The 11,840-nt window shown below is 57.4% G+C and carries 10 protein-coding genes and 2 tRNA genes; all 12 read right to left on the bottom strand.

Translation table 11 applies throughout. From position 1 onward, the window contains the following. Positions 1-112: 112 nt before the first annotated feature. Positions 113-2,218 carry a polyribonucleotide nucleotidyltransferase gene (pnp, locus tag ACZ89E_RS18395; protein ID WP_046045794.1) on the bottom strand — a complete coding sequence of 702 codons (2,106 nt, stop codon included), beginning with the start codon at positions 2,216-2,218 and terminating at the stop codon, positions 113-115. Positions 2,219-2,412: 194 nt separating this feature from the next. After that, complete coding sequence (gene rpsO / locus ACZ89E_RS18400; RefSeq protein ID WP_003176135.1) at positions 2,413-2,682, bottom strand: 30S ribosomal protein S15; 270 nt, start codon at positions 2,680-2,682, stop codon at positions 2,413-2,415. A gap of 161 nt (positions 2,683-2,843) precedes the next feature. After that, positions 2,844-3,761 (bottom strand): tRNA pseudouridine(55) synthase TruB, encoded by a 918-nt coding sequence (gene truB / locus ACZ89E_RS18405; RefSeq protein WP_123405159.1) that lies wholly within the window; start codon positions 3,759-3,761, stop codon positions 2,844-2,846. Between the two features lie 3 nt (positions 3,762-3,764). Further along, a complete protein-coding gene (gene rbfA / locus ACZ89E_RS18410; protein ID WP_008149016.1) occupies positions 3,765-4,166 on the bottom strand; it encodes a 30S ribosome-binding factor RbfA in 402 nt (133 codons plus the stop codon). Between the two features lie 159 nt (positions 4,167-4,325). Continuing rightward, a complete protein-coding gene (gene infB, locus ACZ89E_RS18415) occupies positions 4,326-6,851 on the bottom strand; it encodes a translation initiation factor IF-2 (protein ID WP_149657638.1) in 2,526 nt (841 codons plus the stop codon). A gap of 27 nt (positions 6,852-6,878) precedes the next feature. Further along, positions 6,879-8,360: a transcription termination factor NusA gene (gene nusA, locus ACZ89E_RS18420; protein WP_008024459.1), complete on the bottom strand. Its 1,482-nt coding sequence runs from the start codon at positions 8,358-8,360 to the stop codon at positions 6,879-6,881. A 47-nt stretch (positions 8,361-8,407) separates the two neighbouring features. After that, positions 8,408-8,866 (bottom strand): ribosome maturation factor RimP, encoded by a 459-nt coding sequence (gene rimP / locus ACZ89E_RS18425; RefSeq protein WP_149657639.1) that lies wholly within the window; start codon positions 8,864-8,866, stop codon positions 8,408-8,410. 138 nt (positions 8,867-9,004) lie between these two features. Beyond that, positions 9,005-9,081: transfer RNA gene (locus ACZ89E_RS18430), tRNA-Met, on the bottom strand. 96 nt (positions 9,082-9,177) lie between these two features. Further along, a tRNA-Leu gene (locus tag ACZ89E_RS18435) sits at positions 9,178-9,263 on the bottom strand. A gap of 22 nt (positions 9,264-9,285) precedes the next feature. Continuing rightward, positions 9,286-9,669 carry a preprotein translocase subunit SecG gene (secG, locus tag ACZ89E_RS18440; RefSeq protein WP_017336473.1) on the bottom strand — a complete coding sequence of 128 codons (384 nt, stop codon included), beginning with the start codon at positions 9,667-9,669 and terminating at the stop codon, positions 9,286-9,288. Positions 9,670-9,673: 4 nt separating this feature from the next. After that, positions 9,674-10,429, bottom strand: a complete 756-nt coding sequence (gene tpiA / locus ACZ89E_RS18445; RefSeq protein ID WP_149657640.1) for a triose-phosphate isomerase — start codon at positions 10,427-10,429, stop codon at positions 9,674-9,676. A 66-nt stretch (positions 10,430-10,495) separates the two neighbouring features. Beyond that, positions 10,496-11,833 (bottom strand): phosphoglucosamine mutase, encoded by a 1,338-nt coding sequence (gene glmM / locus ACZ89E_RS18450; protein WP_149657641.1) that lies wholly within the window; start codon positions 11,831-11,833, stop codon positions 10,496-10,498. Positions 11,834-11,840: the final 7 nt, after the last annotated feature.

Below are 11,840 nucleotides of genomic sequence, written 5' to 3' on the forward strand. Positions count from 1 at the left end.
TTCGCGAGTCGCAACCGCAAGCTCCACCTCGGTTTATCGCAGACAAAAAAAGGCCCCGCAGTTTTCACTGCGGGGCCTTTTTTATAACGTTGAAGCGGTCAGGCGGGGGTGATTAAACGCCCGACGCCTTGGCTGCTGCTACGTCTTTGATGGACAGCTTGATACGGCCGCGGTTGTCCACGTCCAGTACCAGTACTTCCACTTCCTGGCCTTCTTTCAGGATGTCGGTCACTTTCTCAACGCGAGCGTCGCTCAACATGGAGATGTGAACCAGACCGTCCTTGCCCGGCAGGATGTTGACGAATGCGCCGAAGTCGACGATGCGCTCAACCTTACCGACGTAGATCTTGCCGATTTCAGCTTCTGCGGTGATGCCCAGAACGCGCTGACGTGCTGCTTCAGCCGCTTCCTTGGTTTCGCCGAAGATCTTGATCGAGCCGTCGTCTTCGATGTCGATCGAAGCCTTGGTCTCTTCACAGATCGCACGAATGGTCGCGCCGCCTTTACCGATGACATCACGGATTTTGTCGGTGTCGATTTTCATCGCGATCATGGTCGGAGCATTTTCCGACAGCTCGGTGCGGGACTGACCAATGATCTGGTTCATCTGACCGAGGATGTTCAGGCGCGCTTCCAGGGCTTGGCCCAGAGCGATTTCCATGATCTCTTCGGTGATGCCTTTGATCTTGATGTCCATCTGCAGCGCGGTAACACCTTTGGCAGTACCCGCTACTTTGAAGTCCATGTCGCCGAGGTGGTCTTCGTCACCCAGGATGTCGGTCAGGATGGCGAACTTCTCGCCTTCTTTAACCAGACCCATGGCGATACCGGCAACCGGTGCCTTCATCGGAACACCAGCGTCCATCAGGGCCAGGGAAGCGCCGCAGACCGAAGCCATGGAGCTCGAACCGTTGGACTCGGTGATTTCCGACACAACACGAATGGTGTATGGGAACACGTCGGCAGCAGGCAGCATGGCTGCAATCGAACGACGGGCCAGACGGCCGTGACCGATTTCGCGACGACCAGCGCCACCCATGCGGCCACACTCACCTACCGAGAACGGAGGGAAGTTGTAGTGCAGCATGAACGGGTCTTTTTTCTCGCCTTCCAGGGTGTCCAGCAGTTGCGCGTCACGGGCGGTGCCCAGTGTTGCAACGACCAGAGCCTGGGTTTCGCCACGGGTGAACAGCGCCGAACCGTGGGTCTTGGGCAGAACACCGACTTCGATGTTCAGAGGACGTACGGTCTTGGTGTCGCGGCCGTCGATACGTGGCTTGCCGTTGACGATGTTTTCGCGAACGGTGCGGTATTCGATTTCGCCAAACGCTGCTTTCACTTCGCTGGAAGAAGGCTGGCCTTCTTCACCGGACAGCTTGGCAACGACCTGGTCTTTCAGCTCACCCAGGCGAGCGTAACGGTCGGCCTTGATGGTGATGGTGTAAGCCTGGGAGATCGCGTCGCCGAACTCGGCACGGATCGCGCCCAGCAGAGCGGTGGCTTCAGGCTGTGGAGTCCAGGTCCAGGTTGGCTTGGCAGCTTCAGCGGCCAGCTCTTTAACGGCGTTGATCACAACCTGGAACTCGTCGTGAGCAAACAGTACCGCGCCCAGCATCTGGTCTTCGGTCAGCTCTTTGGCTTCCGATTCAACCATCAACACGGCTTCCGACGTACCGGCAACGACCATGTCCAGGCTCGAAGCTTTCTGTTGTTCGTAAGTCGGGTTCAGCAGGTAGCCAGTGCTTTCGTGGAACGCAACGCGTGCACAGCCGATCGGGCCATCGAAAGGAATGCCGGAGATCGCCAGGGCAGCCGAGGTACCGATCATCGCAGCGATGTCCGGATCGGTCTTCTTGCTGGTGGAAACGACGGTGCAGACAACCTGCACTTCGTTCATGAAGCCTTCTGGGAACAGCGGACGGATCGGACGGTCGATCAGTCGGGAAGTCAGGGTTTCTTTCTCGGAAGGACGGCCTTCGCGCTTGAAGAAACCGCCAGGGATCTTACCGGCAGCGTAAGTCTTTTCCTGGTAGTGAACGGACAGAGGGAAGAAGCCCTTGCCTGGATCGGCTTGCTTGGCACCAACGACAGTCACCAACACGCTGACGTCGTCGTCAACGGTGACCAATACTGCGCCGGAGGCCTGACGGGCGATACGGCCAGTCTCGAGGGTAACGGTCGACTGACCGAACTGGAATTTTTTGATTACCGGGTTCACGGTGTCCTACCTTCTTTGTGGCTCTTGGGGAACTTGTCTTCTTGCGAAATTCTTGGGCAATGTCGGGAATCGGCCCAACGCCTGTCCAGGGTAAAACGTGTATCCAGATAAAACTTGAGGCTGGGAGCCTGCCATGCACCCGCGGGAAACCCACTGGCACACGGCAGACAACCAACCTCTAGCGCAATCGCTTATTAGCGACGCAGACCCAGGCGACCGATCAGAGCCTGATAACGACCCAGATCCTTGCCTTTCAGGTAGTCCAGCAGCTTACGACGCTGGTTTACCATGCGGATCAGACCACGACGGGAGTGGTGATCTTTACCGTTGGCCTTGAAGTGACCTTGCAGCTTGTTGATGTTGTGGGTCAGCAGTGCAACTTGCACTTCTGGCGAACCAGTGTCACCAACAGCTTGCTGGTAGTCAGCTACGATTTGAGCTTTTTCTTGAACGTCGAGAGCCATGAGGCAATCCTTTTATCAGGAAACTGTTTCAGAGAAACAGCTTCAACAGGCCAGGGACAAATCCCTGTATCTAAAAATGAGTAGTGACCGTGCCTGCTAACAGCCACCCTCGTCCCAGTTTGTGTAAAAGCTACTGCGCTTTTACACCAAACTGGTTCCGGTCATTCTGACCGAATCAGTCGACGCGGCGCGATGCGCCCGTCTTCGCTCACTTCACCGATACCGATGAAACGACCGTTGTGATCCTGTACCCGTACCATGCCGAACTTCGGTGCATCCGGGGCTCGTACCGGTTGGCCGTTGAGCCAGTAGAACGAGCTGTGCTCCGAGAACTGCAACAGCGGCCAATCCAGCAAGCCGCTGTCCGATGGCATCAGGAAGCGGTCGACCGCTTCGTTGCCGCCTTCGGCATGTACCGCTTCCAACTCTTCAAGCGTGACCGTCTGCGCCAGCGTGAAAGGCCCGGCCTGGGTACGTCGCAATTCAGCAACGTAAGCGCCACAACCGAGTTGCTCACCGATATCCTCCACCAGGGTGCGGATATAGGTGCCTTTGCTACAATCCACTGCAAGGCGCGCAGTATCACCCTCAAAGGCCAGCAATTCCAAGCGCGCAATAGTAACAGAACGCGGTTCGCGCTCCACTACTTCGCCTGCACGGGCCAGCTTGTACAGCGGCTGGCCATCACGCTTGAGCGCCGAGTACATCGGCGGTATCTGACTGATTTGCCCGCGAAAACCGGGTAAAACAGCTTCGACATCGGCGCGACCAACGGTCACCGGGCGTTCCTGCAAAACCTCACCCTCGGCATCCGCCGTGGTGGTGGTCTTGCCCAGTTGCGCCAGGGTTTCATAAGCCTTGTCGGAATCGAGCAGATACTGCGAGAACTTGGTGGCTTCACCGAAGCACAACGGCAACACGCCGGTGGCCAGCGGATCGAGACTGCCGGTGTGCCCGGCTTTCTCGGCGTTCAGCAACCAGCGAACCTTCTGCAACGCCGCGTTGGAGGTAAACCCCAGCGGCTTGTCGAGCAGAATGATGCCGCTGACGTTACGACGGATACGTTTGACCTGAGCCACCGATTACTCCTTGGTGTCTTCGGCTTCAGCCGCAACCGGGTGCTGATTGTCTTCAGCCACCGCACGTTCGATCAGGGCCGACAGGTGCGCGCCACGCACGACGCTTTCGTCGTAGTGGAAGTGCAACTGCGGAACGCTGCGCAACTTCATTTCGCGAGCCAACTGCATGCGCAGGAAGCCAGCGGCGGAGTTGAGCACTTTGATGCTTTGTGCGATGTCTTCGGCGTTGTCCTGGCCCATCACGGTGATGAAGATCTTGGCGTGACCGACGTCACGGCTGACTTCAACAGCGGTAATGGTGACCAGGCCGACGCGCGGGTCTTTGACTTCACGACGGATCAGCTGTGCCAGCTCACGCTGCATCTGATCGCCGATACGTTGGGTACGGCTGTATTCTTTTGCCATGTCTTGTTACCTGTTACTGCCACACGGTGAAACCCGTGGGGTCTGAAAGCGGCAAACGCCCGGCCTGACAAAAGCCAGACCGGGCGTTGCGTTTAGAGTCCTGACGCCGTGCCGCGCACTTGCATGCGGCGGCTCGCCGTGGCCCTTGAAGTGCGCGAGTTAGAGGCTGCGAGCAACCTGAACCTTCTCGTAAACTTCGATCTTGTCGCCAGCTTTGACGTCGTTGTAGCTCTTGACGCCAATACCGCATTCCATGCCGGCACGTACTTCGGAAGCGTCATCCTTGAAGCGGCGCAGGGATTCCAGCTCGCCTTCGAAGATAACGATGTCTTCACGCAGTACACGGATTGGACGGTTACGGTGAACAACACCTTCGATAACCATGCAACCGGCGATCGCGCCAAACTTCGGCGAACGGAACACGTCACGCACTTCAGCGGTACCCAGGATGTTCTCGCGAACATCGCTGCCCAGCATACCGGTGAGGGCTTTCTTGACGTCTTCGATGATGTCGTAGATCACGTTGTAGTAACGCATATCCAGGCCTTCCTGCTCGACGATCTTGCGAGCGCCAGCATCGGCACGCACGTTGAAGCCGAACAGTACAGCGTTGGAGGCCAGTGCCAGGTTAGCGTCGGACTCGGTGATACCACCGACGCCGCCACCCACAACACGCACTTGCACTTCGTCGTTACCCAGGCCGTTCAAGGCACCGTTCAACGCTTCCAGCGAACCACGAACGTCAGATTTGAGGACGATGTTAAGCGTCTTCTTCTCTGCCTGGCCCATGTTTTCGAAGATGTTTTCCAGCTTGCCAGCGTGAGCACGAGCCAGTTTGACTTCGCGGAACTTGCCTTGACGGAACAGAGCCACTTCACGGGCTTTCTTCTCGTCCGACAGCACGCTCATCTCGTCGCCAGCGTCCGGGGTACCGTCCAGGCCGAGGATCTCGACAGGGATGGAAGGACCGGCTTCTTTGATTGGCTTGCCGTTCTCGTCGAGCATGGCACGTACACGGCCGTAGTTCGAACCGACCAGGACCATGTCGCCTTGGCGCAGGGTACCGTCTTGAACCAGCACGGTAGCCACCGGGCCACGGCCCTTGTCGAGACGCGATTCAACCACAACACCACGGCCAGGAGCCGAAGGTGTTGCCTTCAGTTCCAGAACTTCGGCTTGCAGCAGAACAGCTTCGAGCAACTCGTCCACGCCAGTACCGACTTTCGCCGAAACCGATACGAACGGGGTGTCGCCGCCCCACTCTTCCGAAGTCACGCCGTGAACCGACAGTTCGCTACGGATGCGATCGAGATCGGCGCCCGGCTTGTCGATTTTGTTCACAGCCACTACCAGAGGAACACCGGCAGCCTTGGCGTGCTGGACCGCTTCAATGGTCTGCGGCATTACGCCGTCGTCCGCTGCAACGACCAGGATCACGATGTCAGTCGCCTTGGCACCACGAGCACGCATTGCGGTAAACGCAGCGTGACCCGGGGTATCGAGGAAAGTGACCATGCCGCGATCAGTTTCAACGTGGTACGCACCGATGTGCTGGGTGATACCGCCGGCTTCGCCAGCAGCTACCTTGGCACGACGGATGTAGTCGAGCAGCGAGGTCTTACCGTGGTCGACGTGGCCCATTACGGTCACAACCGGTGCACGGGAGAACGTCTCACCTTCAAACTTCAGGGACTCGGCCAGGGAATCTTCCAGGGCGGTGTCGCTGACCAGGGTCACTTTGTGGCCCAGCTCTTCGGCAACCAGTTGGGCAGTTTCCTGATCCAGTACCTGGTTGATCGTCGCTGGAGTACCCAGTTTGAACATGAACTTGATGATTTCAGCAGCCTTGACCGACATCTGATTCGCGAGATCGCCAACAGTGATGGTCTCGCCGATTTGCACATCACGCACGACAGGGCCGGTTGGGCTCTGGAAACCGTGGGCGTTGCGTTTCTTCAGCTTGGCCTTACCGCGACCACCACGACGGAAGCCATCGCTTTCTTCGTCGGTAGTACGTGGCGCAACACGTGGAGCAGGCGCTTTCTCTTTGACCGAAGCACGATGCGGAGCGTTTTTGCGCTCGCCATCGCCACCGCCGCTACGACGATTGTTATCGTCGGCACGTGGTTTGTCCGGACGACGCTGATCGTTCGGCTTGCGGTCGGCCGAAGGAGCCGGTGCAGCCGCCACAACCGGTGCGCTTTCGCGAACTGGCTCGGCAACCGCAGCAGGCGCTGCGACAGCATCGTTAGTAGCGTTTTGCGCGGTAGCAGGCTGGCGGCGTGCTTCTTCTTCGGCGCGACGCTTGGCTTCTTCTTCAGCCTTCTGACGGGCAGCATTTTCTACTGCGCGACGTTCATCCAGTTCGCGTTTGCGCTCGGCTTCGATTTCTTCCGGGCTGCGCTGTACGAAAACTTTCTTTTTACGGACTTCAACGCTGATGCTTTTGCTGCCAGCAACACGCAGGGTGCTGGTGGTTTTACGCTGCAGCGTGATCTTGCGTGGTTCTTCCACTTTCGCCTTGTGGCTGCTTTTCAAGTGAGTCAGCAAAGATTGCTTCTCACTGTCAGTCACATGTTCTTCGGCGGCGGTGTGCGGCAGACCTGCCTCACGCATCTGCTGCAACAGGCGCTCTACCGGTGTTTTGACCTCATCGGCCAGTTGTTTCACCGTGACTTGCGTCATGCACTTCTCTCCTCAGGCCGCGCCTAATTACTCGAACCAGTGGGCTCGGGCGGCCATGATCAACTTGCCGGCACGATCATCGTCAATGCCGTCGATGTCGAGCAGGTCGTCAATAGACTGCTCGGCCAGGTCTTCGCGGGTAATTACGCCGCGCACCGCCAGTTCCATCGCCAAATCCTTGTCCATACCCTCAAGCGAGAGCAGGTCTTCGGCCGGATGGGCGTCTGCCAGCTTTTCCTCAGTAGCGATGGCTTTGGTCAACAAACGATCCTTGGCGCGAGCGCGAAGCTCGTTGACGGTTTCTTCGTCAAAGCCGTCGATGTTGAGCATTTCTTCCAACGGTACGTAGGCAATCTCTTCCAGGCTGGTGAAGCCTTCATCTACCAGCACTTGCGCCAGGTCTTCGTCGACTTCCAGCTCGTCGATGAAGTTGCGCAGGATGTCGCCGGTTTCTGCTTGCTGCTTAGCCTGGATGTCCGATTCGGTCATCACGTTCAGGGTCCAGCCAGTCAACTGGCTAGCCAAACGTACGTTCTGACCACCGCGACCGATGGCCTGAGCCAGATTGTCTGCGCCAACGGCGATGTCCATTGCATGGGCATCTTCGTCAACGATAATTGCCGCCACTTCAGCTGGCGACATTGCATTGATCACGAACTGCGCCGGGTTATCGTCCCACAGGACGATGTCCACACGCTCGCCGCCCAACTCGCCCGACACTGCCTGGACGCGCGAACCGCGCATACCGATGCAAGCGCCTTGCGGATCAATACGTTTGTCCTTGGAGCGGACCGCGATCTTGGCGCGCGAACCCGGGTCGCGGGACGCAGCCATTACTTCGATCAAGCCTTCAGCGATTTCCGGCACTTCGATGCGGAACAACTCGATCAGCATTTCCGGTGCGGTACGCGACAGGATCAGCTGCGGGCCGCGATTCTCGGTGCGGATTTCCTTGAGCAGCGCACGCAGACGCACGCCAACCCGGAAGGTTTCGCGAGAAATGATGTCTTCACGGGCCAGCAACGCTTCAGCGTTGTTGCCCAGGTCGACGATCACGTTGTCGCGGGTCACTTTCTTCACGGTGCCGGAGATGATTTCACCCAGGCGCTCGCGATATGCGTCAACAACCTGTGCGCGCTCGGCTTCACGAACTTTCTGCACGATGACTTGCTTGGCAGTCTGTGCAGCGATACGGCCGAACTCGATGGATTCGATCTTTTCTTCGACTACATCACCAACCTGGGCACCCGGATGCGTTTCTGCAACCTTGCTTGGCCAGGTTTCGATGGCCGGATCGTCCAGGTCAGCTTCTTCGACGACCGTCCAGCGACGGAATGTCTCGTAAGCACCGGTGTGGCGATTGATTTCCACACGCAGATCGACTTCGTCCTCGAAACGTTTCTTGGTAGCAGTGGCCAGAGCCAGCTCCAGCGCTTCAAAAATTACGTTTGCCGGTACGCCCTTTTCATTGGATACCGACTCAACAACCAGCAGTACTTCTTTGCTCATCGTACGCCTCGCCTTTCGCAAGCCATTGGATCCGCGGGATCCGCGTCTCAGTCAAAACTGGGAATAATGTTGGCCTTGTCGACCATATCGATCGGCAACAGAAACTCATGGTCTTCCACCTGCACCACGACGTCCTGCTCTTCTACACCGCGCAGAAGGCCCTGAAAGTTGCGTCGGCCTTCGAAAGGCGAGCGCAGCTTGATCTTCACTTGTTCACCGGCAAATTTTGCAAACTGCTCAAGAGTGAACAGTGGGCGTTCCATGCCAGGCGAGGAAACTTCAAGGGTGTACTCAACGGCGATCGGATCTTCAACATCCAGGACACCGCTGATTTGGCGGCTGACGATGGCACAGTCGTCCACCAGCACGCCGCCTTCTTTATCGATATAAACGCGCAACATTGAGTGGCGACCTTGAGCCGAAAACTCAATACCCCAGCATTCATAGCCTAGGGCCACGACCACCGGGGCCAGCAAGGCCTGCAACTCTTCTAGCTTGCTCGACACCTGAACCCCCTCGTGCATGTATGTGCATGCTATGCAAAATAAAAAAATGGGCGAAACGCCCATCCTTGAAACGCCGTCGAACAGCGGCGTTGAAAGTGTCCAGCTAACAAAAAGCCCCTTAAAAGGGGCTCCTTAAACTGGTTGCGGGGGCCGGATTTGAACCGACGACCTTCGGGTTATGAGCCCGACGAGCTACCAGACTGCTCCACCCCGCGACAAAGCTGGGGCGGAAGTATACGACCGATCCTTGACAGGGTCAATGTAACCTTCCACCTACAAGAAAGCCCGCAACAGCGGGCTCTCCTGATAATTGGTACCGAGAAGGGGACTCGAACCCCTACACCCTATGGGCACAACCACCTCAAGGTTGCGTGTCTACCAATTCCACCACCTCGGCAATACTACGTTTGAAACCCTTCTTACTTTTGCTCTTGAGCTGGAGGCACGTCAGTCGCTGGGGTAGCCGACTTTTGCTCTTGAAGCACCGGGACATCATCAGAAGCCGGTTGTTGCTTTGGAACTTCCAACACTGCTGGGTTTGGCAAACCTACTTGAGTCAGCTGGTGAGCTTTCTCTTTAGCAAAGTAACCTAACCCTAAGCTGGTTATGAAGAAACCTGCGGCAAGTATAGCAGTAAACTTACTAAGAAAGGTAGAGGAACCTTGGCTTCCGAACACAGTATTTGAAGCACCTGCACCGAAAGACGCGCCAGCATCCGCACCTTTACCCTGCTGCAGCAATACGAGAGCAACTACGCCCAATGCACCCAGCAGATGAAAAACGACTACGACTGTTTCCAGCATTTTTTCAGTTTCCCGCGGCGCGACAGATCGCACCGAACTCATCTGCATTCAGGGAAGCTCCACCAATGAGCCCCCCATCGATATCCGGCATGCCGAACAGTTCGACCGCATTGGCCGCCTTCACGCTGCCGCCGTATAGAAGCCGCACACCTTGTGCGACCTCAGAATTCTTTGCCGCCAACTGAGCGCGAATGGCTGCATGCACATCCTGCGCCTGTTGCGGCGAAGCAGTCAGCCCGGTGCCAATGGCCCAGACCGGCTCGTAAGCGATTACTGCCTTTGCAAAAACTTCAACACCCAGCTTCTCGATGACGCTGCCCAGCTGATGCCCGACAACCTCAAGAGTTTTACCGGCTTCGCGCTGCTCAAGGGTTTCCCCTATGCACAACACCGGAATCAAGCCGCATGCCTGCGCTGCTGCGAACTTGCGAATGAGTGTTTCATCATTCTCGCCGACAATCTGGCGACGTTCGGAGTGGCCCACGAGCACCAGTGAGCAACCTTCTTCAGCCAGCTGACTCGGCGCAACTTCACCGGTCAACGCACCTTGCTTGGGCTCCACCGCAGCGTTCTGCGCGCCGACCTTGATCGACTTGCCTTCCAGACCATCAATCACTTGATTGATATGCAGGAAAGACGGGAATACCGCTACATCAACACCGCTCGGCAAGGTCAGGTTACCCAGATCCTTGATCAGCTCAGCGACGCTGGCGCGGGTACCGTGCATCTTCCAGTTACCAGCTACCATAGGGCGACGCATGCTGTACCTCGTCGGTCAAAGTGGGCGCAGATGTTACCCAACACAATCATGACTGGCAAGCCGAATTCAGGCAGAAACTTCAGTAACCAGTTTTGCCAGCTCTTCGGCATAACCACGAACCAGTGTTTCGTCCTCGCCTTCGACCATGACCCGCACTAGAGGCTCTGTCCCTGACTTGCGCAACAGCACGCGCCCGCGACCCGCCATGGCTTGCGTAACACGCTCACTGGCCTCCTTGACCGACGGATGATCGAGAGGGCTCGCACCACCACCGAAACGGACGTTGATCAGCACCTGCGGGCACTTGCGCAACGCCTGGCGCGCCTGAGCCAGCCCTTCGGAACGCGTTCTCAGCGCCATCAACACCTGCAACGCAGCGATGATCGCGTCACCGGTCGTGGTGTGGTTGAAGCAGACGATGTGCCCGGAGTTTTCGCCACCGACCAACCAATTGCGCTCAAGCAGGTCTGCAATCACGTAACGGTCGCCAACGTTGGCACGCACGAAAGGAATCGCCAGATCCGCCAGGGCCAGTTCCAGCCCAAGGTTACTCATCAATGTGCCGACCACACCGCCCTGCAACTTGCCACGCTCATGCAGATCGCGGGCAATGATGAACAGCAACTCGTCACCATCGACGATAGCGCCCGTGTGATCGACCATCAGGACCCGATCGCCATCACCGTCGAAGGCGATACCCAGATCGGCATGCTCGGCCAGTACGGCGGCCTGGAGCTGCCCCATATGGGTCGAACCACAATTGTCGTTGATGTTCAGCCCGTTTGGCTGGGCAGACAGCACGACAACATCGGCACCCAGCTCACGAAACACACTAGGCGCCACTTTGTAGACCGCGCCATGGGCGCAGTCGATCACGATCTTCAGGCCCGCGAAGCTGGTGCCGGTCGGGACGCTGCTTTTGCAGAATTCAATGTAACGACCCGAAGCGTCGTTGATGCGCGACACTTTGCCGATCTTGCTCGACTCGACCACGGTCATTGGGGTGTCGAGCAATTCCTCGATCATCAATTCGACTTCGTCCGGAAGCTTGGTGCCTTTCCCGGAGAAAAACTTGATGCCATTGTCATCGTGAGGATTGTGCGAAGCACTGATCACGATGCCTGCTTCGGCATGGAACGTGCGCGTCAGATAGGCGATGGCCGGCGTCGGCATCGGTCCCAGCAGCATTACGTCAGCGCCTGCGGAGGTAAGCCCGGCTTCCAGCGCCGACTCGAACATGTATCCGGAGATACGCGTGTCCTTGCCTACCAGCACCTTGCAGGCGCCCATTTTGCGAAACGCCATGCCAGCCGCCCAGCCGAGCTTGAGCATGAAGTCTGGAGTAATCGGATATTGCCCGACCCGACCACGAATGCCGTCGGTACCAAAGTATTTCCTAGTCATAAGTGCC

The sequence above is a fragment of the Pseudomonas sp. TE3899 genome (assembly GCF_056279105.1).

Coding starts and splice junctions, on each gene's coding strand:
- rpsO (WP_003176135.1), bottom strand. CDS start 2,682: ATGGCTCTCGACGTTCAAGAAAAAGCTCAAATCGTAGCTGACTACCAG.
- rbfA (WP_008149016.1), bottom strand. CDS start 4,166: ATGGCAAAAGAATACAGCCGTACCCAACGTATCGGCGATCAGATGCAG.
- infB (WP_149657638.1), bottom strand. CDS start 6,851: ATGACGCAAGTCACGGTGAAACAACTGGCCGATGAGGTCAAAACACCG.
- nusA (WP_008024459.1), bottom strand. CDS start 8,360: ATGAGCAAAGAAGTACTGCTGGTTGTTGAGTCGGTATCCAATGAAAAG.
- secG (WP_017336473.1), bottom strand. CDS start 9,669: ATGCTGGAAACAGTCGTAGTCGTTTTTCATCTGCTGGGTGCATTGGGC.
- tpiA (WP_149657640.1), bottom strand. CDS start 10,429: ATGCGTCGCCCTATGGTAGCTGGTAACTGGAAGATGCACGGTACCCGC.
- glmM (WP_149657641.1), bottom strand. CDS start 11,833: ATGACTAGGAAATACTTTGGTACCGACGGCATTCGTGGTCGGGTCGGG.